Genomic DNA, 24,558 nt, shown 5'->3' on the forward strand with positions numbered 1-24,558 from the left:
CCCTGATCCATGCCTGCCGCGACCCTGAGGGTTTGCTGCCCCTGCGACGTGCCGCCAGAGAGACAGTACTGCGTCACTTCGATCGCGATCGCGTATGCCGGCCTGCCTGGCTGCAGGCCCTCCGCGACGTCCAGCCAACGCTCGCGAGATAAGCCTCACGGCACCAGCTTACGGGCTGCGGGCGCGTTACAACATCAGCGCGCGTCCGGATGCCGCTTTCAGAGCGGTGGAGCAAGACAGCCTCCAAACAAACTATGACCTGACCGACTGGCTTTGGACCGGGTTGATTGAGAGGATCAGCCAGGACCAAAGCAGTTGGACATGCGGCGAGGCCAGAAGACGCACGCGGAGCAGGTCGGGCTCAAGCTGCGTCAGATTGTGGACCGGCGTCGAACGATGACCCTACTCACTTTTCAGCTCAACTCATTGTGGCTTCAGTTGAAATGTTCGGACGGATGGGGTCACGATCGACTCCGATCGTGACCCCATCTAAAATTAATATTTTCTCGATTTCCCAAATATCTAATAACAGTCGAGACGGGACTATAGTTCGACGCTGATCCACAACTTAGCCGCGTAGCCCGATGGCTACCCCAATCTCCGCCAAAGCGGTCCTCAAAATTACATCTCGTGCGCGGACGCTACCGGTTACGACCGTGGCCGGACGGATCGGGTTAGCATTCCTGCATGGATGTTTACGACATGGCCACGCGCGGCCTACGATGGGAGTGGTTGTGGGGTGACGGAATGCTCGAACGGTTATTGGGACATCTCAGGTACGCCGTGTCCTTGAAGGAGTGCTCGGCGCAGGCGCGAAATCCCGTCGAGCGCCAACTCTTCATTTGCCTCGCATCGCTGCACGAAGTCCGGGCGCGCAAGTTGATGCAGCAGGTCCGGAACGGTCACCAGTCAAATCTGGCATCTCGGAAGTCCCAGATCGAGGACTTCAAGGGCGGAACCTCGCTGCGGGCGGCATCGGGGCGCGGGATGCACCGCCGTGCCGGGGGATAGCCACGGCTAGGTTCTGGCAAACGACCACTATGGGCGCACTTCTGCGAGCGCAGGAGCAGCCCGGACGGCTGCTTTCGGGTCAGGGCGGGTTGCTTTAAGCGGCAAGGTTAGATTTGAAGCGGACCCAGAAAATGGGTTAGATCGGTCAGATTTTGACCACAGGGATAAGTTCACTGGAATGTGAGGCTCGGGGTGAGTGACGATCACACTCAAGCCCCCGATAGCGGTTTTGAAACGCGCTTCGCCCATATCTCCGAGATCGGTCAGCCCGCCTTGGCTTCGCGGCAGCGCTCAGCCTCAAAAGCCATCAGAGCCTTACCCTTTTTAAGTGCGACGTGCGTCTTCTTCTTGCTAAGAAGCTGCTGAATCACGACCGCGTGTGAAAGTCGTCACGTCTTGCAGCTGCGCGCCTAAGGCGGGGAGCGCCGGATCTCCGAATAGAAATTCTCCGTCAAAATGGTAGCCGCGCCGCAATGTCAGATCTCGTTTGGCATTTTGATAGGAAAGATTATTAGGTAACTCTTTTAACGAAAAAAATATAGGGGTGGTGTATCAAAACTGCATGCCCTTTAACCCGTATATTGCTATGTTTTCGATCGGCGGATTTATTGCCTTTGCAATCAAGCCGTCGCCATCGTGGGAAACCATTACGATCGGGCTGCTCTGTGTTGTGGCTTGCGGGGTAGCGAAGCTGTTGTGGAAGCCCCCGCCTCCGCCCAAGAAGAGCCTGCAGGATGCTACCGTAAAAGGCCAGCTGGCCCTGAACGGGTCGTCCTCATCCGGAGACCTGCCGTTGGGCACAGTACTAAGCACCCTGCCTGCGGCGCAGTTCGCAAACGTACCGAACCAATCCTAAGACTGGCAGAGATCCCCGGGACCGTTTTTCCGGCAATAAAATTTTTGGCTCACTGTCCTAGCAGATTGAAGGCGATCTGTTCCTCCACCGTTCCGCCTCTCCAGGACTATCGAAAAAATGATTGGATCAAGGCGCCGAGGCGCCTTGTCGTCAGCGAAAAGGGTTAGGGGGCGCCGCCGGGCTCGCATTGAGTAGAGTGATCGTCACGCGACGGTTCGGCGCGATGTAAGGATTGTCGGCGAAAACCGGCTCGGTGTCGGCGCGTCCCACTACGGAAGTGAAGTTGTCGTCAGGAACTCCGGCACCCGCCAGGATCGCGCGCACGGCGAGCGCACGCCCGGTGCTGAGGCTCCAAGGCTCACCGGCTCGCGCCGAACCCGGGCGCGTGGCAGACGTGTGGCCGGTTATAGATAGGCTGTTGGGCAGCCGGCGCATGGCGGGCGCGAGTGCCTCTAGCACGCGACGGGTGCGCTCGTAGGGGTCGACAGAGCCCTCGCGGAACATGGAGCGGCCGTCCTGGTCCACAATAGAAACGTTCACGCCCTCGTTGGTAGGCTCAATCACGATGTTGCGCGACAGTTCGGCAATATCGGGCATCTTCTGGAGCGCCTGCCGCAGGCTAGCAGCGGCGCTGGAGTTGGCCTGCTCGCTGACGGCCGGACGGCTGACATCAAGATCACTGGGCCTAGTCGGGCGCGTTCTGTCCTTCTGCTCGGCAGAGCCCCTGGCTGCGTCGCGCGGCGAGGACGCCTTGTCGCCTGAAGTGTCTGCGGAGCCCTGCGCTGCGTCGCGCGGCGTGGCCACCTTGTTGCCGGAGGTGTCTAGAGCGGTGCCGTACAGCATTCCACCAGCGCCACTGGTTTGAGGGCTCAAAGCCGCTGGCGCGAAGTATTCCGCTAAACCGACCTTCTGCTCCTCCGTAGTCATGCTGATCAGCCACATCAGCAGAAAAAACGCCATCATGGCGGTCACGAAGTCCGCATAGGCGATCTTCCAGGCCCCGCCATGGTGTGCATGACGGGCCTTCTTGACCCTTTTGATAACGATGAGCGGCTGGAGTTCTGTGGACATCGAGTACCTGCTCGAGGTTGCCTTAGATCTAGGCGGGCAGAGCGGCAGTTGCCGTTTCTACTTCGTTGAAAGTCGGGCGGACGTCGCTCATCAGAATTTTCCGGGCAAATTCTACCGCCATCACCGGCGGCTGGCCGCTGATGTGGGCGATGAGACCCGCCTTAAGTGAAGCGTAGTATTTGGACTCGGCCTTGAGGAGGCTCTTAAGGGACTGCGCCATTGGCCCAAAAAAGCCATACGCGACGAACACGCCAAAGAAGGTGCCTACGAGCGCGCCGCCGATCAAATGCCCCAGCACCTCCGGCGGCTCTTTGATCGCTCCCATCGTCTTGATCACGCCGAGCACGGCGGCGACGATGCCGAGCGCCGGTGTTCCGTCGGCGAGCGCCTGCATGGATGAAACGACCTGCTCCTGCTCCTCGTGGTGTGTTTCCAGCTCCTCGTCCATGAGGGCTTCTATCTCAAAGGGGTTATTGGCGCCCAGCATCGCCATACGCATGTAATCGCAGACGAACTCGACCGCGTGGTCGTTCGCTGCAAAGGTAGGGAAGGCGTTGAACAGCGTCGACTCGCTTGGATTTTCAATGTGCGGCTCGAGCGCCATCATGCCCTTCTGCTTCACAAGTTTATACAATGAATATTGCATCCCCAGCAGTTCGACATAGCATTGCTGCCTGTATCTGGGGCCCTTCACGATGGTGCCTAACATAGCCGGCACGGCCTTAAGCACCGACCCGGTGTTGCCGATGACGAAGGCACCGATTGCTGCGCCGAGGATGATGACAAATTCGAACGGCTGCCACAGGACTTCGAGGTGGCCACCCATCGCCGCGTAGCTGCCGAAGACGCAGGCGAAGACGATTATTGCACCGATGCCAAGCCGCATGATTTGTCACTCTTTCGCGGCGGCATGTACAGCCCTCGCGAAGCCAATAATGATGCAACAAATCAATGATTAAGATTAACAGCGAGTTTAGAACCGTGGTCAGAGGATCATTGCATGTTTGGTCCCGGCATTTGGTGAAGCGGGTTTGACCTGAAGCGGCGGAGCTCAGCGGACCAGGCCTTATAGATGGCCTCGTGAAGTGCGAGGCTACGCAGGGTCTTCAGGCGGCGGCCTGCACTCACGCCGAACCGGTGGATCCAAGCCGAATAGCGTCGTCTGCCGTGTGAGTTGGGTATCGGCGGAGCTTACACATCCATCGGCGAGCAGCACTTATAGACGACCCATACCTGGACGAAGCCTGAGCCTCAAAGCAGCTAAAAACATACGGTTCGGCTTACGGGTCATTCTGTAAGGGAAACGATTGAATTTCTTACAGGCTAAAACTTATGATTAAATTCAGCTTCCGGTTAGGTCCCTGATGGTATGAGGCTCCCTCACGATAGGAGAGCCGATGCTTCGTTCGCTCATGACGCTGGGTCTAGCTTGCTTGGCGTCAGCAGCAGCCGCACAGCCTGCCAGCATGGTCCTGACTCATGCCAATGGCCTGGCCTCTTTTCCGGAGAGCAACAAGGCCCTGCAGCCGGCGAAGGGCGCGCGTGCTACCTACCTGTCCATCATCCAACGTGAGGCGGCATCAGCGGGCTTGCCCGTTCAGATCGCGGATGCAGTCGTTCAGATCGAAAGTGGCTACAACCCCTCTGTCATTGGAGGGGTCGGAGAAATCGGTCTGATGCAGGTTCGGCCGGCGACGGCGGCCATGCTGGGCTTTAAAGGCTCCCCGGCCGAACTCGCGCAGCCCGAGGTGAACATCCGCTATGGTGTCCGGTACCTGGCGGAGGCATGGCGCCTCTCTAATGGCGATCTGTGCCGCGCCTTGATGAAGTACCGAGCTGGTCATGAATCAGAGACGATGTCGCCCCTGTCCGTGACCTACTGCTCGCGGGCACAAGCGGTCCTCAAGATCCCCGAGGCCATGAGAGGGGGACAGGCGCTGGCGTCTTCATTGCCTCGATCGGCCTCGCTCTCCTTAGCTAGAACGCCGTTACCGAAGGGGTTGAAGCGCGGAACGCCAGAGTTCGAGAAGGCGTATTGGGCTGCGCACGAGGCGCGGATTGCGAAACTTAGAGCACAGATCCAGGCGAGCTGGCGAGCACGTGGCGCGAAGGCGACATAGACCCCTTCAGCCCGCGGGTGTTTGTTCGCCGTTTAAAGACGGATCGGGGGGCCTTGAGAAGGCTATCCCGCACGAGTGCTTCATCCGACCGGTCGCGCTCGTCCGCGAATGGCTCGATGCGGCCGGGAACAGCAAGGGCCCGGTATCCCAGTCGGTATCTCGCTCAGGTCGAATGCGCGAAGCGGCGAAGTCTGCCCTTCCACCGCGTCTCACGACCCAGGCCGTTGCGGACATCATCAAAGGTTATGCGAAGGCTGCCAGCCTCGACTCCTTGACCTTCGGCGCTCACTCTCTGCGGGCGGGGTACATCACGACGGCGGCTGAACTCGGCGCGGATCTTGCCCATATTATGGATCAGTCGGGGCACCGCGACCCGCGAACGGTGGTCGGGTACATTCGCCGCGCAAACGCCTTCAAGGATCACTCGGGCTCAACTTTAAGTCGCTGGGCATGTACGAACGCTCTGAGAAGACGATGATGCGGCACCAACGATGCCCCCATTATCTCTCCATCAAAGGCATTCGTTGAGATTTCATTAACCACGAGCAGGATCGCATAAATCGATCACATGCATAAGGTCGGCAGCTTCCCACGGTAGGCTCGCACAAGCCCTGTAGGATTTAACTTCCAGATAAGTGGTCGATCTGCTGGCGGACGGATAGCATGGCAAAAACAAATCAGAGCAATGTATTTATTCGAAAGGGAGAAGTGTTTTTCCTGAACGGAGCACTTATCAAGGCTCATGACTCTTTCGGAATGGAGATTATGGCCTCAGATACCTTCTTGCTTCCCAGCCAAATTGTCTCTGAGGCGACCTCGAAATCAAATCTTCAGAAGGCGTATTATTATGCGCAGCAGATGATGATTGAGCCTGAAAAGAAGGATATTTGGCAGAAAAGCTTGGATAATTGCATAGCGAGCCTGCCATCGAATACACAAAAAAAAATATGGAGAGCTTGCAAAGAAAATGATATGCAAAAGGCTATCTGTACTATTCGCGTTGAGCTGAAGAAAGAAGCGGCATTGCTTAATTAGAAGGTCGTAGCGGCAGGGGGGTTAAGCTGTCTATTAACCGCAACCCACCACGGCATTGCTCCTTGGAGGCCCCTTAAGCGCTTGATAACGGCCTACACCTAGAACCGGAGAGCCGGTCATGATCGCGTTTACTAGAACGCAGCGGCAGCCTAAGCGCGGTGGAGCAGGCTTTGCGGTCTGTAGGCATGATGCCGATCCACCGAACCGGTGAGAGCCCGAGGTGTAGTGCGTAGCAGGCTAGGCCCCCGTCGAGGGTCTATAGGCATGATGCCGCTCTGCTTTCCCGGTGTGAGTCCGGATGTTCGCCCGCCTTCCGTCTCCCGGTTTAGGATTGAAACACCGTGACCAGTCTTCTGACTAACAACGCAGCAATGACGGCTCTGACGACCCTTAAGGGTATCAGCAGCCAGCTCGACATGACGAGCAACCGCGTGTCGACGGGCCAGCGCGTCTCGGCCGCTTCGGACAACGCCGCCTACTGGTCAATCGCCACCACTGTTCGCACCGACAACGCCTCGCTCTCCGCCGTAAAGGACTCTCTTGGTCTCGGCTCGTCGGCGGTAGACACGGCTTATAACGGTGTAACCAATGTCATCGATCAGCTGCGGAACTTACGGGCGAAACTGCAAACCGCTCTGCAGCCAGGTGTCGATCGCACAAAGGTTCAGACCGAGATTGATGCTATCAAAAGCAATATGAAGGCCGTTGCAGCTTCGTCTGTATCCAATGGACAAAATTGGCTCTCGACGGACGGTACCACGGCTGGTCAAGCAACCAGAAATATTGTGGCGGGCTTCTCGCGCAATGCTGCCGGTGTGACTACATTCTCTACTATTGATATCGATGTCTCAACGACTGCGCTTTATAACCCATTGAGTGGCGGCAGCGCGGGTATTCTCGATAAGGTGACATCTGGTATCTCTGTTGATACGTTAGATATTTCGGCTACAACCATCACTGATACAAATGTAAAATCTTACATTGATCTTGTTGAGAAAGCACTTGCTGACATCACTAAGGTTGGTACCAAACTAGGTTCTTCCAAGACTCAGATTGATGGCCAAAAAGCCTTCGTCGACTCGCTTATGAAGGCCAATGACCGTGCCATCGGCACACTGGTTGACGCTGACATTGAGGAGGAGTCGACCAAGTTAAAGGCTCTGCAGACCCAGCAGCAGCTGGCCGTACAGTCACTTTCGATTGCTAACTCGGCCAGCCAGAACGTTCTCTCGCTCTTCCGCTAAGAACGACATCAGCTCGAACTAGGAAGGGTCGGGAGAAATCCCGGCCTTTTCTATTTTGTACCTTGTGTCTCAGTTGCATAAGGCAGCTGATAGGAGGACGTCAGCGTGTCGACCCAGCTTCGAGCAGATATTGATCGAGTGCTGGCGGCGGCACGCGATCATGTCAGAGGGGCTGAGGGCGGTGATCCTGGGCTCGTAGATGACGTCATGCGCTTGGTCGACGAAGCCCTACGGTTCCTGGAACAAGACCGAGCCATCTGGGAGGCTCGACAGATCGTACTTGAGCGGCTGGAGAACGTCCCGCGTTTGATAGAGCTGAATATGACTGGGCCGTATGACAGACGCTCCAAGCGATCGATTACAACGGCACGCGCGCATTCAGTCGAAGCCATCAACCACCTGCAGGCGCAGATCATGCGGAATGGTCGCGTGAATGCCGCAGGCGACCGCGTAGGCCCCGGAAAGGTTGGGACAGCAATCCGGTAGCGGCCGATTCCGAAGTCTACGGTGGCCAACCCCGAAGATTGGTCATCCCGCCTTGGCTTCGCGGACGTAATTTGCCTCCAGAGCCATAAGGGCCTTACCCTTTTTAAACGCAACGTGCGTCTTCTTTTCGCTAAGTAGCTGCTGGATTTCCAAGATCTGCGGAGCAGCGCTCGGCATTATCTGCAAGATTTGGACAGTCAATCCAGAAAGCTCGTTTAACTCCTCGAAGGGGTTCTCTTTCAACACGATCTGCTGAAGCGCGAAGACCATCTTCGAACAAGGCGAGATAGCATCGCTCTCATGGATCATCTCGCTTTCGCGTAAGATGCGGCAATGGTTTTTTAGAACCAAGCTTGCGCCCGATCCTGCATTACAGATCTCCGCTCCATTAATGTAGACTGTCTCGCCTGGTCTGATCGTCAGCTTTAATGCCACTACCTAAACTCCTTTTGAGCCAGTCGATGCGCGCGGCAAGGCGAGCATTCTCTATGTTCCACTACGTTGCACACGTTAACGATCAGTCAATCATGCGGCAAAAATACATACGCTGGCTGCAACTTGTTGGATTGATTTAAGCTGCGATTAGCGAGTCAGGCGCCCAAGTGACGTGCCTTCGAAATTAGAGGGTTTTTCGATCCAAAGGATCAGCGACATGACTTCCAGCGTTACCCTTTCCGCCGCCACTCGTCAGAACCTGCTTACCTTGCAGGATGGGATTGCCCCGGTTTGATGGACGGTTAGGGGACTTAGTTGAGCAGAGTTTCGCCTACCGATTGTGACCCGGCCTTCTGCTCGTAGACGACGGGCGAGCGGTAGCCGAGCGCCGAGTGGCGACGCAGCGGGTTGTAGAAGCCCTCGATGTAGCTGAAGACTACCATGCGGGCCTCCGCCTGCGAGCGGAAGCGGCGTCGGGCAAGCAACTCGCATTCAAGGGTGGAGAAGAAGCTCTCGGCCATGGCGTTGTCGTAGGCGTCACCGACCGAGCCCATTGATGGACGCACGCCCGCCGGGCGTGTCGCAAGCTTGGGCATAAGGCGTGGAAGGGCCTCTACCGTCCCGCTTTCACGCTTTGTTCGCTTGGGGAAGCCCAAAGCAGATCCCGAGCAGCTGGTTCTGCTCACGGACGGTCCACATGCCGGCAAAGCCGAAGCCCTTGCGCAACTAGAGCATAACCTCAAAGCCCTGGATGGTGCGCCAGGCCGTGTGGAACGAGCGAAAGCCGCCGATCCGGGGCATGTTCCTCTTGACCCGGAAGTGGTCGCTCTCGATCCCTTGCTGCAGGTGCTTGGTGACGTAGTGGGCTGGCATGCGAGGCAGCAAGCCCTCCTTGTGGCTCCCAACGATGGCCGGCGGATAGGTTCCTGCGCCATCCGTGCCGATCCGGTCCGGCGCGAGGAGCGGGTGATCCGCCAGCATCTTGCGGAAGAAGCGCTTAGCGGCGTCGATGTCGCGATGGGCGGTCAGCAGGAAGTCGACAGGATTGCCGTGCTTGTCGATGGCTCGATAGAGGTAGCGCCACTCCCCGCGCACCCGGATGTACGTTTCGTCGATGCGCACCGAGCCGCAATGCGGCTTGCGGAACTGGCGCAGCCGCTTCTCGATCAGCGGTGCGTAGGCGAGCACCCAGCGGTTCAGAGTAGAGTGATCGACCTCGACACCGCGCTCGAGGAACAACTCCTCGATATCGCGGTAGCTCAGCGGGTAACGCAGGTACCAGGAGACGGCCTGGACGATCAGCGCCGCCTCGTAGTGCCGACCCTTGAAGTCGCCCTTGGCGCGCTGCTTGAGCTTGGCGGCGATGGCGGACAGGATCATAGGGGGCCTCCAGAACGGAAGGCGCCATGCAGGCCGTATGGTCAACACGGGGTAAACGCAGGCGTGATCGCGTTTGCGACAGGCCCGACGAAGCAGGCCGCCGCAGATCGCGTAAAGGCGGCTTGGGCGATGTGGCAGGAACGCAAGGCGCCCCGCGACGGACGCTGAGTGCTCTAAAACAGCGGCTCGTCCTTCAGGTGCTCAACGCCTGTCTTCCACACGACCTCAATGCGCGGTTCACCGTGGACGTCCGGGATCTTTGCCGCTTGTTCCTCGACGTTAGCCGGGATTTCCTTAGGTGAGCCGGCGGGCAAGGTGTCCTGCAAATCGTGGCCGATCTTGTGCAGCACGAGTGGCGACTCGAAGCCCAGCTTATCGATCTCCGACATGGAAGTTCCTCAAGGACCCACTCCGACAGCAGGCAGTCCATGGATCGAATGCGGCTTGCTAGGAGAGGTTCCGAGAGGCTGCAGGCTTGGACGATCCCTGGCAGAGACCAGCAGCATCGACACGCCTCAGAGTGGCCCATGCCCCATATGGCGCCACATCTCAGGGTGCTGCCGTTGACTTGGCTGGGTCGCCCGGCCGACATGACATGTCCGGCAGGCCCGCATCCATGCGAGTCGTGAGCCGACCATCATCAGGGATTAGTCGCCGCGAGAAAGACCTAAGCCCAAAACGCCAACGGCCCCACCCCGGCAAGGGTGAGGCCGTCGAAATCGATGAGGTCCGGGGACCAGTTGCTTCCCCCAGACATCATAGCTCCGCTCAGGAGTCAATCGGGATCGCTTCCCGAAACGATGGCGTTTTGCCTTTTGCCGGGTTTCCACAAGTTGGAAGCCCCTGCTTTGCCGCGGCCCAAGCAGGGCTGAGAACGATGTTTGCTGAGGAAATTCGGCGCGCGGCTGAAGCTGCGCCACGTGTGAAACTGCCTGAAGTGGCGGCTCTGCTGTGGCGTGCCTTCGGCGCGGGACAAGTGACAGAAGCTGAGGCCGAGTCGCTGTCCAACCTCATTGAGGCTCGCAAGGTCGCCGCTCCAGTGCCTGTAGGAGCCTCCAGGAGGGCAGTGGGCTCGCGACCGCGCACTGATGCCTCGCTGGAGCGCCGTCGCCGCTGGGCAGCCTCTGGGCGGCTCCCACCGGGAATTGCCACACGGTTCACTCTCGCCGAGACCGCCGTCCTCGCTGTTGTGGCTTGCGAGGTCGTGCGACGCGGCGATTGCTGTCTGTGTCTCGACCATATCGCGGCAGTGGCCGGCGTAAGCCGCAGCACCGTGAAGAACGCGCTCCGACAGGCCCGCACGCTGGGTCTGCTCACCGTTGAGGAACGGGCGCAGACAGCATGGCGCAATCTGTCGAACGTCGTGCGGATCGTGTCAAAGGAGTGGACCGCCTGGATACGGCTGGCCCGCCGAGCCATGCCTCAGGGGGGAGGGGGCAAATTAGTGATCCGCACGAATACTCAAGAGCTAGAACTCCGGGGAAAGCGGAGGTTACAGCCCTCTAAAAAGCTGCCGGAACGGCAGTGTCGCCTTCAGGCAAGCGGCTCATGAGGAGACGCGCAGGTGGCGGAGCTCGGCTAAGCCATGCCGTGAGCAAATGAGAGCGGACGATCTGACGAACGAGGCCGATGGAGCGTTTCAGGGACGGTCCATCCGTGCCGCACACTCCTGAGAGGCTGCCATGAGCCCCACCCGCATCATGATCATTCGTCACGCGGAAGCGCACGACGTGCCCGGCATCACGTGCGACAGCCATGCCGATTCCCAAAATCTGATTGTGCGTGGTTGGCAGCGTGCAGGAGCACTCGTGCCCTTCTTCTGCTCCGGAGCGCAAGGCCTGACGACGCCTAACACGATCTTCGCCTCAGGCATCGCTCCTGGTCGTGAAAGCAGGCGCCCCGCAGACCATCGCACTACTGCACGCGATCCTGCGGGAGAGATGCCAGATCAGCTACAGCGAAGCCTTCGCCAAGCCCGATACGGGCGCCCTGATGTCAGAGGTGATGACGCGTTCCGGTGTCGTGCTGATCGCCTGGAACCACTCCCGCATTCCTGATTGCGTGGCCGCTTTGCCTAACCCGCCGCGCACACCCGAAGACTGGCCGGGCGAGCGCTACGATCTTGTTTGAGTGCTGGACCCAGCAGAGCAGTTAGACCTTCACCGAGATCCCGCGACGGCTGTTGGCGGGCGATGCTGCCGCGTGAAGCAGTTTTCCAGCTGAGAGTAGCCCATGCCTGACCCATCTTCGGTTCTGATCGCTTTCTTCGAGCTTCCATGTTGGGCTCAGCCGACGCTGCTCCTGATGGCGGCAGCCCTCGTACTGATGAATACCATCCTTGGTGTTGCCTTGCAGGCTCGGCGCAAAGCTCTCCTCAGAGTCGAGGAACTGACAAATGAGTTGGCCGAGGCGAAGACTAAGCTCGAATCGGAGACCCGTTGGCGTTTAGCGGACGAAACCTACAAAGCGCATGTCGGCCGCACCATCCCAGTCGATACTGCCCCAAACGATAAGTCCGGCTCCATTCCGCTTATGTAAGGCATCTTACGTGAGCGGAATGGCTCACAGTCCAATCAGTACGTAGTTTCCATGGGTCATTTACGAGAGAAACTGTCGCCTAAGCAGCAGGATCGAGCCGAATTCGCATGTCAGTCACGGCAGAGGCTAAGCTCGTGACCTTGAACCGTCTCATCGCCGAGGCTGAGGAGCGATGCGCCTAGCAGACGATGCTTATCGACGCCCTTGTGGTGAAGGAGGAGCACGTCGGCCAAGCAATGGATGACCTTGAGGAAATCGAGGATCAGCGCGCGCAGCTGCGCGCGGAGCGGAAGGCCATGATGCCGGGTGCATCAGCTTCCCGAGGGAAGTTGGCTGTGCGTATGCATCAGAAAACCCGCCAAACCGAAGCTAGGCGGGTTGGGATTGCTCACTCGCTGCAAATGCCTCACAGCCACATCGCGGCGCGATGATCAGGCCGCCTTCTTGCGGCCTTGCGGTTGCTCGTCCTCATCGCGACCAGTGATCCGGCCAAGACCGATGGACTTCGCCAGGTCTGAGCGACGCGCCGCGTATTCGGGAGCAACCATTGGGTAGTCGGCAGGCAGACCGAAGCGCTGACGATAGCTTTGCGGGTCGAGGCCATGGCCTGTTAGGTGACGCTTCATGGTCTTGTAGGTCTTGCCGTCCAGGAAGCTGACGATGCCCTCAGGCGTTACAGACTTGCGGATCTGGGCCGCGGTCGGCTTTTCGACCTCGGGCTCCGCCGCACTCTGGGCAGTCCCGTTGGCAAGACAGCTGAGTGCCGCGTGAACGCTTCGGATCAAGTCCGGCAGGTCAGCAAGCCGAACAGGGTTGTTCGACACATATGCCGCAACGATGTCAGTAGCGAGATCAACGAAGTCGGTCTTTTGGATTTCTGTCTTTTCGGTCATGTCACTTTTCAATTCTCACGCCCCCACACTACTCAATTCGTACATCTGGCAGCATTAATCAAGACGGAAAGTGATATTAGCCGATTGATATGTCAGACGTGCATTCATGATATAGGAAAATTTGGGATATTTAGGCGGCACCATCAGCTAAGCATTATGGGTTAGATTGGCGGTCTGGCCACCATATCATTAGGAGATTCGTGACGTGACCGCTTACCGAGTAAGGGTTCGCCTGCCTGAAGCGGCTGCCATTCCGCCGGCTACACCGTTCAACTTCTGGGCTGCCACTTAAACCTCTACCTACCCAGTCGCAGAGACGTCGCGCCTCGATAGGCCTTTGAACGCGCCCTTGTCACGAGCAACGCCAAGGCCCCACTCACTCCAATGGACAGAGTTGCAAGCGCGAGGACGTCGGGTTCAGGCTCAAGCCACTTCAGTGTGGCGCAAACCTGCCAGAGCTGAATCCAAAGGCCGCCAACCGGCACGGCAAGGGCAACCATAGCCACGAAGTAGAGGCGCCAAGCGGACATCCAGCAACGCTACTCGCGGGCGGAAGGAAATGATATCCCGTCAAGGGCTTGCAGATCCACGACGCACAGGCAGAACTGGACTAACGCGCGGGCGGGCGAAACACTGACTTCCTCGTTCAGCCTAGGCTGTCTCGCTCAAGGCAGCGTGAACACTACCAGCGACCGAAGAACGGAATCGGACCGCTTGCGCCTTGCGCGACGAATGGCGTGAGGACGGGGTTGGACCCCGTGGGTGTAGCGCACGAGGTGATAGCCGCTACCTTGAAGGAAGCTGCGTTGCCTCCTCGTCACTAAAAGCTTTCAGCTTGCACCGGGTGTCGGCTGGGACCACCTCCGAACATAGAACAGGCGGGACTAGGGCGGCATGGCGCGCTTCATCGCGATTGAGAGGGTGACCGGGCGGGTCTATGGCGACACGGCACGATTCGGCGAGGTCGGGGACGTGGCTTCGCCTGACGCTGCAGTCCTCCTCTTCGACCACCACTACGGCCGTGCCCCTCGCGGTTTCGGACACGTTGGGCCGACGAGTAAGGCTGCAAGCTATGATGTCTACGAGATCCAGCCTTCTGGCCCCACTCATCCCAGCACCAGTGAGGCTGAGGCGCAGGCACTCGTAAAGGAACACGGATCGTGGGTGGTGGCGCTCGTCAGCTACAATTCTTGAGTCAAGAAGCTGCACCGGCAAGCTGGCGCACCGTTAGCGCACATGGGAAAGCCGATGAGCATGACAGGCGAGCAAGGCTCCCCCTCCCAACGAACTGACCGGCCTCACTCCGATAACGACGGCGAGGCAGGTCGGTTTCTCCTGGTCCGATGCTGCGGAATACGCAGGCAGGGAGAAGCGGCCCAACCCGGTTCAGGATGCGCCTAGTCGCCAGCTTCGACGGAACACCGAGCACACTCACGATGATAGTTACTCATCCTGCCTAAGTATGGATTTGCGTAATGGCCTACACGCTTCATCGACTCGCCGCCGGAAGCTACGACCTTTTGCTCAACGAACAGGTCATTGGCAGCTTTGTCCGCAACATCTCAGCCAGCGGCAATCCTAAGAGTTGGCGTGTTGAACTGCTGGAGGATTTATCGCCTGAACAGCGGCCGGAGCCATTCACCAACGCCAAGCATACCTTCAAGACGTTTAATGCGGCATGGAAATGGCTCGGCAATCCGGAGGTGACACAGGATCTCAACGGTCGCTCTGCCGCAGCGGACCTTAAACCCGTGAGAGCCCAACTCCGACGAGCGTAGGCAACCGTATCAAGAGCTCCGCTAATGGGCATTTCCGCAGGGCCTGTCGCAAACGCTCACTGGCCGAAATAATCTTCTCCGAACAGGGCGTTACACCTACCCATTGCCTTCTTCCCCCGCTTTGCTGAAGCTGGCGAAGCTGCTTGATGAGGGGCGACACCGCTCCATTGAAACAGGGTGCGCCCACGCTGAGAGCATAAATTCCTGCGGCAAAAATTTTTGCGACAGGCCCACTTCTTCAGCATCAGACATCGTGCCGGCCCTAAGGGGCTCGCCGTTGACGAGGAAGGCAACGAGTTGTCGGATGTGAACGCCGCCCGCGTGCATGCACTCAACGCCGCCCGGGATCTGATCATGCGGCACCAGATGAGCATGATCCGGGATTGATTCGTCTGCTCGTTCGAGATCTCAGATGAGGAGGGACGGCACGTGATGGCGGTGCCGTTCTCCGACGTGGTGTCAGACGAGAACGACGAGGAGTGGGAGGGCTGAGCCTTCCCACGTTTGTGGCACCCACATCCTCGCATGCTCGAGGTAGCTCCCTCGGCTTACCCGACTACCCCAGGCTCACGCGACCAACCTCCCGGCCATCTCGGAGCACCAGTTCAGCCACCGGTTGGGCATCACCATTAAACCGCGCAAGGACGCGCGAGGATCGCAGCCACACGTCGGCCTCGTGGATGGCTTCGGCGTCTGAGCTTGCTGCCAGATCGCGTTTTGCTTCGGCTCCCGCAACGGTCAGATCAGGGTCGCTGTAGAGGTGATGGGACGTATAGAGCATCGTTCCTCCCAATGATAGCAGGATAATTCCGATGCCGAACGCCGATAATAGCGCAATAGTTCCTGGTATATTGTATGCAGCTACGACCCAATCGCGCACCGTCTGCAACCCGACCCCGCCAATCTCGGCCGCCTCCGAACGCAGACCACCCGCGGCGATCACAGACAGCGCCAACAGGCGGCGGGTCTGCGCCGGATCGCGTGAACCCTTGGCCAGACCGCGCAAGGCTTGCGCGTCGAAATCCGATCGTAGCGGCACTGGAGCAGCCATCGCATCCTCCTCAGGCTTCAAACCCAAGGACTGAATCACAGCCCGCTCAGTACCACTACTCAGTGTGAGGCCTGATCAACGAGGCCTGGTATGACACTCAAACCTGTTAGGAAAAGCTGCTTAGAGTTCAAAAATTCAGTATCTGGATCGCAGCGCGGTGGGCTGATCCGGGATCGCTCGCGTAAGTGCGATTATAAACTCGGGCAGCTCACCGTTGGCGCTCCGAGGACCGTGGTTGGGTATAGCCGCAGGACCAAGGTCTTCAAGCAGCATTGGGAAGCAGGTTTGAAAAGGCGGTAGCCCAAACGAAAACGGCTGGGGTTTCCCCAGCCGCCTTCCAATCGTTGAAGCTAGTCCGCTTAGCGGAGGAGCTGGAGAACGCCCTGCTGAGCCTGGTTGGCGAGCGAGAGAGCCGAGATGCCGAGCGACTGGCGGGTCGACAAGGCCTGCGAGTTGGCGGCTTCCTCGTTAAGGTCCGCATTTGTCAGGTTGGCCGAGCCAACGCCCAAGACATTGATCAGCTGTTTCGAAAAGTCCTGACGGTTTTGAACGACCGAGAGGTTTGAACCGAAGGTCGAAGCCTGTGAGCGCAGAGTTGAACTTGCAGTCGTAAGCTGACTCGCCGTGGTGCTGATGTCGGTATCCGACTGGAAAGCCTTAGTTAAATCGGATGCGTCGATAGCATCAAGCTTCAACCCTCCAGAGGTCAGATCTGACCCGGAGACGTCTAGACTGGAAGAGTTATTCTCATTAAAAGCAATGTGCAGCTTATTTGCCTTATCACCACTGCTAATGAGGTTTACACCGTTATAGCTGGCATCCTTAGCAAGCTGATCAATCTGCGAAAGGAGACTGTTGAACTGCTTGGCCAGAGAAGTCCGGTTCTTATCTTCGACAGTCAGTTCTTTTGCGTTCGTACCAGCAGTGTTAGCGGTGAAACCCAGAGCCGTAAGCGTATCTGAGTCAGTAACTTCAATCTTCGCATTACCGGAAACGGCTAATTTTCCGCTATCGAGCGAAAACACTTTACTGCCAGCAGCATCGTTGAGCTTGTCGATGATTGCGTCCTTATCATCGCCTGATGCAAGAGTCGGAGGAGTAGCGGTTGGAGCAGCTGCAGTGTATTTCTTGATAGAAATGCTTTTATCGAGCCCATCGACCTTGATCTTCAGGGTCGCATCAGCGGCAGCGTCAGCAATAGTTCCGCCGGCTCCTACAGTCGTATAGCTCTTGCTCGCAAGCGCCTGACTTGTAATTGACTTCGCCTGATCAACCAGCTTCTGGATCGAGGTGATGCCCTGGTTGGCAGCCTGGATGGTCTGAATGCCGTTGGAGATGCCATCCAGCAATCCGTTAAGATCGCCCGCTCGGCTGTCGAGTGCCTGAGAAGTGAAGAAGTTGACAGGATTATCGAGTGCCGAGGAGACCTTCTTGCCCGTCGCAAGGCGGTTCTGGGTCGTGCTGGTGAGGCTGGCCGTGTCCTGCAAGGAGAGCAGGTTCTGACGCGAGGCGGCCGAGAGCGTAATGCTGGAAGACATGTGGGAAGATCCTGTTCGATCTGAAATCGCTTGGTTTCAAGCGATGGGTCGAAAGGACGCTAAAGATCCTGATCTTCTCTTAAATTTGTGCCTCAAAATGTATCAACGTCAAGCTCTTAGCGTCAGTGGTTAGTCACTCGTTAAGATCGGGCATATTAGGAGTGCCGATAGCAGGGGAGATGCACAATGGCCCTTAACGTCGATTTGGCGCCGCATGAGCGCATCATCATAGCCAACGTCTCCGTGCGCAATGGCGACCGTCGTGCCCGTCTCATATTCGAAACTGAAGCAAAATTCCTTCGTGAGAAAGATATGCTGCCAGCTTCTGAAGCCTCAACAGCATGTGAACATCTCTATGTTCTGCTTCAGATGATTTATTTTCTTGATTTAAACAACGACTTAGATCAAAAATTTGTAGACTTGTCTAAAGAAATAATGGACGCAGCACCAAGCATGGCTCTATTCATTGCGGAAATCTACAAGAACCTTACGGACAGGAAATACTACTTAGCCCTTAAAGAGGGCAAAAAACTTATGAAGTATGAGGAAGAACTCCATAGCCGCTTGAGCCTAGAGCGCGCTTAGGAAACTCGCCAGAAATACTTTCGTAGGCTGGCGTTTGCCAACGTCTAGATACCCCGCTTACCACATCGACGACCCAAACAGCTCCGGCGGGCGAACTTAAGCCGCCAGGCTGTCGTTAAAACGACCGTTTTCCCGGCGTTCTTGAGGAGCTCAGTCTGAGCAGCTGGAAAGTGCCCTGTTTCCGTCGGGAAAATATGACCGGATTTCTATTGCGGACTAAACGCACTTAGATCACTATCCCGACATGCTTGTTGGATATGCCCGCGTCTCCACCCTCGACCAGAACCTCGACCTGCAGCGCGACGCGCTGACCAAGGCTGGGTGCGAGCGTCTGTTCGAGGAGAAGAAGTCCGGCAAGGCGGGGAGCAAGCGCCCCGAGTTCGAAGCGGCGCTTGCCTACCTGCGTCCTACCGACGTGCTCGTCGTCTGGAAGCTCGATCGCCTCGGTCGCTCCCTCGTCGAGATGATGCGCACCATTGACAGCTTGCGGAAGAAGGAGGTCCACTTCCGCTCCCTGACCGAGCAGTTCGACAGCGACACCGCTCACGGGCGCTTTGCCCTGCAGATGCATGGCGCCATGGCCGAGTACTTCCTCGATCTCAACCGCGAGCGCACGATGGAGGGGCTGAAGGCCGCCCTGGCGCGAGGCCGCAAAGGTGGTCGTCCGAAGAAGCTGACCGAGGCTGACATCGAGGCCGCGCGTGCTCTGCTACAATCAGGCACCATCTCGATCGCGGCCATTGCCAAGCGCCTCGGGGTCAGCCGGGACACCTTCTACAACTACTTCCCTCAGGCTCGGGCTCGCAGCCAGGCCGCCGCTGCTGCGGATGCGGCACGTCAGGCCTGACGCCGATGCCGATCCGGCGGGAACACCGCTTCTTCTATCCGATCGATTGGCCCCAGCTCTCGGTCGTGATCCGCTTTCAGCGTGCAAAGGGGCGCTGCGAGGTTTGCGCCCGTCCGCATGGACAGCGCGTCTTCCATCTCGGCGATGGCCGCTGGTGGGATGGAGCGGAAGGCTCCTGGCGCGACGGGGCAGGCCGCTTCATCTGTCTTGCGATCGGGACTGATGACATCCTCGGGCGTGTGCGGACCACGCGCGTGGTCCTAGCGACTGGCCACCGCGACCACGACACGGCGAACAACGCGAGCAAGAACCTCGCCGCCTTCTGCCAGCGCTGCCACATGAACCACGATCGGCCCGAACATCAGCGCCGTCGCTGGCGCACCCTGTTCCGGCGCAAGGCAGGCGGGGATCTGTTCCAGGGGCCCTACCCCCGGCCTTGAGGCGGGCTGAAACAGGCATGAGAGCCAGCTCAACCGTTTGTTGCCGATGTCCCTTCAGGATGCGGCAACCTTTGGAGGAGCTTCCCTGTGCGCGTGCTGCTGATCGAGGCCGCCGATGAGGCGACGGCCGATGAAGCCGCGCCGTTTTCGCAGACGAGAGATCAACACTCTTACCAGGGAGCAGCAGGCCGGCACGTTGGCTGCTGAGATCGACCGCGGTTACGGCATCAGCCATGCGCCGTTCTGCCCATCGCAGTGCCCCCTATTAGTGGTCTACGGAGCAGCTTGCGAGACACGCGGTTGAAACAGCTCTGAGGGGGCAGCTTCTTGCAGACCACATGTCGGAAAAACTATACTGAATATACAACGTCGGTAAAACGGTATCGTTGAACCTCTTGGTCCCTTGATCAAGGACCTCTCGCTCCGGCTATCGGCCAACCCGACAAGCGGGCTCACTTAGGTCTGTGGGGTCCAACGGACTCGAACCAACACGGGAAAAACAGCAAGTAGGGCCTCCAGGATCCTAGCCCGCAGCGCTTCGGGGCTCGATCGTCCCCAAATCCCGATAGGCCTGGAATGGCCTCAGAGGCTGCGCCAGCGGCTTTGGGGCTCGGAACCGAGGTCAAGTAGCTCGAGGCCTTAGAGACGCTCGGCTGGCCCGCCACGGCGCGCCCCAGTGGTCAACTCCCGCATACGGCGGCTGTCGTGGCCCTGCTACAGGGGTGTGCAGGCCCGTAGAGGTCATTGATCAGCAAGGTAGCGCGTGTGCAGTCCCGTCGAGCCAGATCACCAGCCTGATCCTGCCAAGCGAGACGGTTTCACCTGCTGGTCGGGTAGGCCTCGCGCCCGCGGCTCGCGCTACTCCCATAAGATGTTTGTTTAAGTTCTTTGTTTAAGCCCGGCAGAATTTGCCGGGGGGCCCTGGCGAGATTTGCCGGGGGGTTTGGGTCCATTCACCCGCCAGCGCGCACATGTTGGGGCTGCCAGCAGCAGATCAGAAGGGGCGGCAAACCGGTAAGACCAACAGCGCTTGAAATCGGCCAAGCCTCTCATGGGACGGGGCTTTCTACGTTTGTACCGCCATCCGTTTCCCGTCGGACGGACTCGTTCAAATCGGCTGTTTTGATGCGAAATAGGGCTCAAAACCTTAATACCGCGTGCGCGCTACGTGCGCCTGCGCCGAGGCGGGAAACGGGAGGCCTGCGGACGCTGCGAAGGCGATCTCGCAAGTAGGACGCCGTACAATCATAGGATAGTTGAGGCAAAGGGTTACACGCAGAGATCGCACAGCTCTAACCTCGAGCAAGGCAGACTAGCAGGATCAGCGCTCAGCCTCGTCGGGAACAGTGCCTTGGCACCTGGCCCAGCATGCGTCTTACGACAGCGATCAGGCGGTGACCTCCGAAGCTCACAGGGCCTCCACGAACGTCGTTTTCCGGTAGGGTTTCCTGACAAGCACTGGCCGGTTTGTTGTAGGCGGATTAACACAGCGCAATTTGCGGGTAGCCCGGTCGACCCAGTCAGTGAAGTACCCATGCGAGCTGGGCACCGAGGCGAGGAGTCTGGGTTTACAGGAATGGAACTGCCGACGGCCACACAGCCGCTCGCTTCAGGTCGGGACAGGACGCCGCGCCTGCCGCCAAGCGGTCATGGCTTCCTGCCGCGCCTCGAAGGCGCGGCGCTTCGCGGTCTTAGGCTCCCCTCACGCTTGCGACAGGTGGCCGTAGCGCAGCACTCCGTCCGCACCGAAGGAGGGGTCAATCTCGGTGCGCCAATGCCGATCCGCCCTGGTGAAGGCGTGTTCGGTCCTGAGCAAGCGGTTCTGGACCATGGATGTCCCTTTGCGTCGCCAACGTGCGCCATGAGTGGACCATGCCAGTCCGGGCTCAGCTCAGCGGCAGATCCCTGGGCCGATCGCGCGGTATCCCCATGAAGCCTTCCAGCCAAGCCTCACGCTCCTCGGAGCCGGCGGGATAGGGACAGCATTCGCGCTTCCGGCCATGGGCACGGGCCTGCGCACCTTGGTCGATCGGATCGGGATGACGCCTGAGATGCTCGGACATGGGATCTGCCAGCTAAAACCCGCCAACCTCATCCGCGTCCTGATTGCTCCCTTCTGTGAGCGTTGGAGAGGGCGCGAACTCAGGTTCACTCGGCATCGGGGTGGCTGATCATGGCGATGGCGGCGCTCAGGCGCTGTCTGTCTAGGGGGGCCACCTTCACGCGGGAAAGCGCAGCGGTGGGCTTTGGGTCGAGCTGGAGCGCACGGGAGGCGATCACGGTCTGCTGTAGCTGTGTGCGAGCGGAAGCATCCGCCAGGACGAACAGCCCAGCGACAACGCAACCAAACAGGCAGGCGCTGACGATGAGGGCAGAAAGGCTGGGCATGCGCAGGATCCTGACCACTGGCTGGACCTAGCAGGCGCGTGGGGGCAACGATGCAGCCGGAGGATCACGGCGGAAGATTAAGCGATCTTATCCCCGCCCTAATCACACCCGAGAAACCCTTGGTGACCATGGGCCGGCGACGCGGTTCCTGTTCTCCGCCTCGCCGACCCTCACACGATCACCCGGCCGAGGCGTCACGGGCTCAAGCGCAGGGAACTAGCCCATGCAGGCCTGTCATCGTGTGCTCTTTGTGCTGACGCAACCTGGCGACGGTCCGGACCGGGGCTGGCGCATCAGCGGGAGAGATCCTGGATGTATGAGCAGGCTCGGCTGTTCGCATCGTTCGGCAAAGCGATCAGCCGCCCGTGCCCCACGCATGGCTGCGCCGGGTCTGCTTATCTGAAGAGGATCGGAGATCGCGCTACCGATGGGTAAGGCTCTGCCGTTCCGGCAGCTTCTTGGAGGGTTTTGGTGGTAAATTCGTCCCCAGAGTTATCCCCTTATCCGTGGGGCGAAACGCTTTGCACCCTAGGGCCTTCAACTGAGAGGAGCCCTCAGCAGCCAGCGCAATCCCGCTTCGCTTCTGCCCCCCTCCCCGGCGGATCCAAACCTGCCACTCACGGCTGATGATGCGCACCAGGTTGGGCGAGTTCTTCCGGCCCTGGTGCCGGCGCTCCTCGATCGTCAGCAGCCCATCGCCAGCTGCAAGGCGTAGAGCTCCCTGAGCCAAGCGCCGGCAGACACCGGCTCGAGCGGCGATAGCGTCGATGAAGAGGCCACACACGCCCTTAGCCGCGACCTCGTCGCCGACGATGCGCAGGACGGCCCGCTGCCCCTCCGTGAAGCGTGCAGCGAGCTGAGGCGGCAACGGGCCGGAGCAGGCCAGGAGCCGCCGCCTCTCCAACGATGCCATGCGGTCGGGGCTCCTGAGGCTCCTGCGCGGCGGAAACAAGCTCGCCCGGCCTGCCGGGATGCCGACCGGCCGGATGCCCTCTCGGATCGCGCTGCGGCGCCCGTGAAGGCGTTCGGCGAGGATCTGGGCCTCCTGGTCGCCCAAGACCCCTGCCCCGTGCCCCTGCCAAAGCTGGCGCGACAGCTCGTCCATCTGCGCGAGCGTTCGCGCGCCTTCGATCGCGGCGTGCATGGCGGCGTGAAACATCGGTCCCGATCCTTGCTCGGGCCGCGGCAAAGCAGGAGGCGCAGCATCAGCTGTCCCCGTCAAAAGGCAAAGCGCCATCGTTTCGGGAAGCGATCCCGATTGACACCTGACCGGTGTTATGATGTCTGGGGAGCTGTAACGCGGTCCCCGAGACCCATTCGATTTTCGACGGCCTCGTTCCTGCCAGGGAACGAGGCCGTTGGCGTTTTGGGCTTAGGTCTTTCTCGCGGCGCTCATCCCTGATGGTTGTCGGCTTACGACTCGTCCCTGAGGGCGAGCGCAGCCAGACACGCCATGTCGCGTGGCGAGCATGGTTAAGTCAACGGTCGCGCTGTCCCGTCCAGCACTAACAGGAAGCGGAGTTCCCACACCGAGCGCTGGCAGTGGCGTGTTGGATCGTTGCAAAATGAAAACTGCTGGATTGCAACAGACGGCAAGCATGGGAGCGAAGCATGCGAACAATATGACCGCCCTTGAACCTACACGCCCACTATCCCACTATCATACTAGTCCACTCGTGAATTAGATCACTTTCCCACGATTTGTCTCGTGGTATATTCCACGAGAGGACGGGTGCACGCGTCTTCTCGTGAGCGAACCTACTTCGCGATCTGCGGGCGCCCTTTGGCCGCAAACTCGCGGTTGAGCATCTTGATGACGTAGTCTTGAAGCGTGTCACCCTCTTCGGCCACTAGCGACTTGAATTGGCGGAACGCCTTCTCGTCAAGCCACACTGAAAGGTTCTTCTTGCCCTCGCGGTACATGGGCCGTCCGTTATTCGCCGGAGGCGCCACCACGGTTTCCGGCACGGCGTCAACCGATTTGCTTGCAGCAGCGGGCGAGACCACGTCTTCCAAGTCTCCAGCCGGCATGGCGAAAGCGCGGGCTTGTTTCACAGGCTTACTCACGAGTCCACCCCCTCACGCGTCAACTAATTCACGAGTGGGCTTCGCTGCACAGCCCACTAGACCACTGACCCACTGGTAGACTGCACCTGCTTCTAAAGCAGCCTTGCCTCGCGGCTCGAACTCAGTGGCGGTCTGACCAGCCGACATCGCGTAGGCGTAGCTCGCACGTGTCGCGATCCGGACCGGCGCCAAATTAAGTCCGTATGCCTGGATAGCGGCTTCGCCTTCCTCGATCATCCTGCCAGCGTTGCTGCCTGTCGGGACCTGAGACAGCATCACCCAGGTGACGGACGTCCTCTCGGCGATCCGAACGGTCCGCTTGACCGTGCTCAACGTCTCGAGATCGAACTGTGTCGGCCGGACAGGTACCAAGACCATGTCCGCAATTTCACAAGCGGCGAGGGCGGTAGACTCGGCCTTTCCGGCCGTATCGATGATTAAGAGGTCGGTGCCGTTCTTATGAGCGATGCTTTGAAGCTTGGTGAACGCGTCCCCATCAATCTCACGGATGATCGATGGCGTTTCCACTTCGCGTCGTTCGAACCACTTGTGGGCGGATGCCTGGGGATCGCTATCGATCACCGCGACCGCGAGACCGGCTGCCTCTGCACAGACAGCTAGGTGCAGTGCAACGGTACTTTTCGAAGAACCTCCCTTGAGGCCAATGACCGCGATTGTCTTCATCTCACCATCCCACTCTCTCGCTCCGCCACGGGTCCACTCTGCGGGAAAGCGGACGCGTGGAGTAGTGGACTTTACCACCCGTGTACGAGTGCCCTTACATTGGTTAATGAA

General features: G+C 59.0%; 23 protein-coding genes and 3 pseudogenes. 11 read left to right on the top strand and 15 right to left on the bottom strand.

Features of this window, described 5'->3' with window-relative positions:
• Positions 1-2,017: 2,017 nt before the first annotated feature.
• Positions 2,018-2,938: a flagellar motor protein MotB gene (locus CRT23_RS24245; protein ID WP_103712144.1), complete on the bottom strand. Its 921-nt coding sequence runs from the start codon at positions 2,936-2,938 to the stop codon at positions 2,018-2,020.
• Positions 2,939-2,966: 28 nt separating this feature from the next.
• The gene (gene motA, locus CRT23_RS24250) at positions 2,967-3,824 is read right to left on the bottom strand and encodes a flagellar motor stator protein MotA (RefSeq protein WP_103712145.1); all 858 of its coding nucleotides are present in this window, start codon (positions 3,822-3,824) and stop codon (positions 2,967-2,969) included.
• A 511-nt stretch (positions 3,825-4,335) separates the two neighbouring features.
• On the opposite strand from motA, the gene CRT23_RS24255 reads away from it, so the two are divergent.
• From CRT23_RS24255 to CRT23_RS24270, 4 genes are all read left to right on the top strand, one after another.
• Entirely contained in the window at positions 4,336-5,058 is a 723-nt protein-coding gene (locus CRT23_RS24255; protein WP_103712146.1) for a transglycosylase SLT domain-containing protein, read from the top strand.
• A 172-nt stretch (positions 5,059-5,230) separates the two neighbouring features.
• Positions 5,231-5,536 (top strand): tyrosine-type recombinase/integrase, encoded by a 306-nt coding sequence (locus tag CRT23_RS29795; protein ID WP_348628890.1) that lies wholly within the window; start codon positions 5,231-5,233, stop codon positions 5,534-5,536.
• Between the two features lie 185 nt (positions 5,537-5,721).
• Entirely contained in the window at positions 5,722-6,093 is a 372-nt protein-coding gene (locus CRT23_RS24265; RefSeq protein WP_103712147.1) for a flagellar biosynthesis repressor FlbT, read from the top strand.
• A gap of 341 nt (positions 6,094-6,434) precedes the next feature.
• On the top strand, positions 6,435-7,337 hold the full coding sequence (locus CRT23_RS24270; protein ID WP_103712148.1) for a flagellin: 903 nt from the start codon (positions 6,435-6,437) through the stop codon (positions 7,335-7,337).
• A gap of 528 nt (positions 7,338-7,865) precedes the next feature.
• On the opposite strand, the gene CRT23_RS24275 is transcribed toward CRT23_RS24270, so the two are convergent.
• The 4 genes and pseudogenes from CRT23_RS24275 to CRT23_RS24290 form a co-directional block, all read right to left on the bottom strand.
• Complete coding sequence (locus tag CRT23_RS24275; RefSeq protein ID WP_103712149.1) at positions 7,866-8,258, bottom strand: flagellar biosynthesis repressor FlbT; 393 nt, start codon at positions 8,256-8,258, stop codon at positions 7,866-7,868.
• Positions 8,259-8,569: 311 nt separating this feature from the next.
• Positions 8,570-8,830, bottom strand: a pseudogene (locus CRT23_RS24280) (integrase core domain-containing protein); the annotation flags it as partial.
• A 55-nt stretch (positions 8,831-8,885) separates the two neighbouring features.
• Positions 8,886-9,638, bottom strand: a pseudogene (locus CRT23_RS24285) (IS6 family transposase).
• 173 nt (positions 9,639-9,811) lie between these two features.
• Positions 9,812-10,027 (bottom strand): hypothetical protein, encoded by a 216-nt coding sequence (locus CRT23_RS24290; protein ID WP_103712150.1) that lies wholly within the window; start codon positions 10,025-10,027, stop codon positions 9,812-9,814.
• A 1,495-nt stretch (positions 10,028-11,522) separates the two neighbouring features.
• Here CRT23_RS24290 and CRT23_RS28030 point away from each other — a divergent pair.
• Together CRT23_RS28030 and CRT23_RS24300 are read left to right on the top strand one after the other, a co-directional pair.
• The gene (locus tag CRT23_RS28030; RefSeq protein ID WP_146056487.1) at positions 11,523-11,768 is read left to right on the top strand and encodes a hypothetical protein; all 246 of its coding nucleotides are present in this window, start codon (positions 11,523-11,525) and stop codon (positions 11,766-11,768) included.
• Between the two features lie 102 nt (positions 11,769-11,870).
• Positions 11,871-12,176: a hypothetical protein gene (locus tag CRT23_RS24300; RefSeq protein WP_103712151.1), complete on the top strand. Its 306-nt coding sequence runs from the start codon at positions 11,871-11,873 to the stop codon at positions 12,174-12,176.
• A gap of 431 nt (positions 12,177-12,607) precedes the next feature.
• Here the strand turns inward: CRT23_RS24300 and CRT23_RS24310 are convergent, their stop codons facing one another.
• Positions 12,608-13,069: a MucR family transcriptional regulator gene (locus tag CRT23_RS24310; RefSeq protein ID WP_103712153.1), complete on the bottom strand. Its 462-nt coding sequence runs from the start codon at positions 13,067-13,069 to the stop codon at positions 12,608-12,610.
• Between the two features lie 894 nt (positions 13,070-13,963).
• Between CRT23_RS24310 and CRT23_RS24315 the strand changes: the two genes are divergently transcribed.
• Both CRT23_RS24315 and CRT23_RS24320 read left to right on the top strand, forming a co-directional pair.
• Positions 13,964-14,263: a hypothetical protein gene (locus CRT23_RS24315; protein WP_103712154.1), complete on the top strand. Its 300-nt coding sequence runs from the start codon at positions 13,964-13,966 to the stop codon at positions 14,261-14,263.
• A 281-nt stretch (positions 14,264-14,544) separates the two neighbouring features.
• Positions 14,545-14,847, top strand: a complete 303-nt coding sequence (locus CRT23_RS24320; RefSeq protein ID WP_103712155.1) for a hypothetical protein — start codon at positions 14,545-14,547, stop codon at positions 14,845-14,847.
• A 96-nt stretch (positions 14,848-14,943) separates the two neighbouring features.
• On the opposite strand, the gene CRT23_RS28680 is transcribed toward CRT23_RS24320, so the two are convergent.
• The 3 genes and pseudogenes from CRT23_RS28680 to CRT23_RS24335 form a co-directional block, all read right to left on the bottom strand.
• Positions 14,944-15,210, bottom strand: a complete 267-nt coding sequence (locus CRT23_RS28680; RefSeq protein WP_181017450.1) for a hypothetical protein — start codon at positions 15,208-15,210, stop codon at positions 14,944-14,946.
• A 487-nt stretch (positions 15,211-15,697) separates the two neighbouring features.
• A pseudogene (locus CRT23_RS24330) lies at positions 15,698-15,937 on the bottom strand (IS630 family transposase); the annotation flags it as partial.
• Between the two features lie 320 nt (positions 15,938-16,257).
• Positions 16,258-17,436, bottom strand: a complete 1,179-nt coding sequence (locus tag CRT23_RS24335) for a flagellin (RefSeq protein WP_103712156.1) — start codon at positions 17,434-17,436, stop codon at positions 16,258-16,260.
• Between the two features lie 186 nt (positions 17,437-17,622).
• Here CRT23_RS24335 and CRT23_RS24340 point away from each other — a divergent pair, with 186 nt between their 5' ends.
• The 3 genes from CRT23_RS24340 (at position 17,623) to CRT23_RS24350 (ending at position 19,308) form a co-directional block, all read left to right on the top strand.
• Positions 17,623-18,021 (top strand): flagellar biosynthesis repressor FlbT, encoded by a 399-nt coding sequence (locus CRT23_RS24340; protein WP_103712157.1) that lies wholly within the window; start codon positions 17,623-17,625, stop codon positions 18,019-18,021.
• Positions 18,022-18,265: 244 nt separating this feature from the next.
• Positions 18,266-18,868 carry a recombinase family protein gene (locus CRT23_RS24345; RefSeq protein WP_103712158.1) on the top strand — a complete coding sequence of 201 codons (603 nt, stop codon included), beginning with the start codon at positions 18,266-18,268 and terminating at the stop codon, positions 18,866-18,868.
• A gap of 5 nt (positions 18,869-18,873) precedes the next feature.
• Complete coding sequence (locus CRT23_RS24350; RefSeq protein WP_103712159.1) at positions 18,874-19,308, top strand: hypothetical protein; 435 nt, start codon at positions 18,874-18,876, stop codon at positions 19,306-19,308.
• A 1,886-nt stretch (positions 19,309-21,194) separates the two neighbouring features.
• On the opposite strand, the gene CRT23_RS29800 is transcribed toward CRT23_RS24350, so the two are convergent.
• The 5 genes from CRT23_RS29800 to CRT23_RS24370 all read right to left on the bottom strand — a co-directional run bounded on the left by CRT23_RS29800 (position 21,195) and on the right by CRT23_RS24370 (position 24,447).
• Entirely contained in the window at positions 21,195-21,371 is a 177-nt protein-coding gene (locus CRT23_RS29800) for an Rmf/CrpP family protein (RefSeq protein WP_348628893.1), read from the bottom strand.
• Positions 21,372-21,456: 85 nt separating this feature from the next.
• The gene (locus CRT23_RS24360) at positions 21,457-21,696 is read right to left on the bottom strand and encodes a hypothetical protein (RefSeq protein ID WP_103712160.1); all 240 of its coding nucleotides are present in this window, start codon (positions 21,694-21,696) and stop codon (positions 21,457-21,459) included.
• A gap of 421 nt (positions 21,697-22,117) precedes the next feature.
• A complete protein-coding gene (locus CRT23_RS24365; protein WP_245436558.1) occupies positions 22,118-22,855 on the bottom strand; it encodes a hypothetical protein in 738 nt (245 codons plus the stop codon).
• A 599-nt stretch (positions 22,856-23,454) separates the two neighbouring features.
• Positions 23,455-23,751 carry a hypothetical protein gene (locus CRT23_RS28035; protein ID WP_146056488.1) on the bottom strand — a complete coding sequence of 99 codons (297 nt, stop codon included), beginning with the start codon at positions 23,749-23,751 and terminating at the stop codon, positions 23,455-23,457.
• 24 nt (positions 23,752-23,775) lie between these two features.
• Positions 23,776-24,447 carry a ParA family protein gene (locus CRT23_RS24370; protein ID WP_103712161.1) on the bottom strand — a complete coding sequence of 224 codons (672 nt, stop codon included), beginning with the start codon at positions 24,445-24,447 and terminating at the stop codon, positions 23,776-23,778.
• Positions 24,448-24,558 lie beyond the last annotated feature (111 nt).

The organism is Methylobacterium sp. V23, assembly GCF_002917135.1.
Taxonomy (GTDB): Bacteria; Pseudomonadota; Alphaproteobacteria; order Rhizobiales; family Beijerinckiaceae; genus Methylobacterium.

Bases quoted from the DNA above. Each gene is read 5' to 3' on its own strand.
- CRT23_RS24245 (WP_103712144.1), bottom strand. From the start codon at position 2,938: ATGTCCACAGAACTCCAGCCGCTCATCGTTATCAAAAGGGTCAAGAAG.
- motA (WP_103712145.1), bottom strand. From the start codon at position 3,824: ATGCGGCTTGGCATCGGTGCAATAATCGTCTTCGCCTGCGTCTTCGGC.
- CRT23_RS24255 (WP_103712146.1), top strand. From the start codon at position 4,336: ATGCTTCGTTCGCTCATGACGCTGGGTCTAGCTTGCTTGGCGTCAGCA.
- CRT23_RS29795 (WP_348628890.1), top strand. From the start codon at position 5,231: ATGCGCGAAGCGGCGAAGTCTGCCCTTCCACCGCGTCTCACGACCCAG.
- CRT23_RS24265 (WP_103712147.1), top strand. From the start codon at position 5,722: ATGGCAAAAACAAATCAGAGCAATGTATTTATTCGAAAGGGAGAAGTG.
- CRT23_RS24290 (WP_103712150.1), bottom strand. From the start codon at position 10,027: ATGTCGGAGATCGATAAGCTGGGCTTCGAGTCGCCACTCGTGCTGCAC.
- CRT23_RS24300 (WP_103712151.1), top strand. From the start codon at position 11,871: ATGCCTGACCCATCTTCGGTTCTGATCGCTTTCTTCGAGCTTCCATGT.
- CRT23_RS24310 (WP_103712153.1), bottom strand. From the start codon at position 13,069: ATGACCGAAAAGACAGAAATCCAAAAGACCGACTTCGTTGATCTCGCT.
- CRT23_RS24315 (WP_103712154.1), top strand. From the start codon at position 13,964: ATGGCGCGCTTCATCGCGATTGAGAGGGTGACCGGGCGGGTCTATGGC.
- CRT23_RS24320 (WP_103712155.1), top strand. From the start codon at position 14,545: ATGGCCTACACGCTTCATCGACTCGCCGCCGGAAGCTACGACCTTTTG.
- CRT23_RS24335 (WP_103712156.1), bottom strand. From the start codon at position 17,436: ATGTCTTCCAGCATTACGCTCTCGGCCGCCTCGCGTCAGAACCTGCTC.
- CRT23_RS24340 (WP_103712157.1), top strand. From the start codon at position 17,623: ATGGCCCTTAACGTCGATTTGGCGCCGCATGAGCGCATCATCATAGCC.
- CRT23_RS24345 (WP_103712158.1), top strand. From the start codon at position 18,266: ATGCTTGTTGGATATGCCCGCGTCTCCACCCTCGACCAGAACCTCGAC.
- CRT23_RS24350 (WP_103712159.1), top strand. From the start codon at position 18,874: ATGCCGATCCGGCGGGAACACCGCTTCTTCTATCCGATCGATTGGCCC.
- CRT23_RS29800 (WP_348628893.1), bottom strand. From the start codon at position 21,371: ATGTCCGAGCATCTCAGGCGTCATCCCGATCCGATCGACCAAGGTGCG.
- CRT23_RS24360 (WP_103712160.1), bottom strand. From the start codon at position 21,696: ATGCCCAGCCTTTCTGCCCTCATCGTCAGCGCCTGCCTGTTTGGTTGC.
- CRT23_RS24365 (WP_245436558.1), bottom strand. From the start codon at position 22,855: ATGTTTCACGCCGCCATGCACGCCGCGATCGAAGGCGCGCGAACGCTC.
- CRT23_RS24370 (WP_103712161.1), bottom strand. From the start codon at position 24,447: ATGAAGACAATCGCGGTCATTGGCCTCAAGGGAGGTTCTTCGAAAAGT.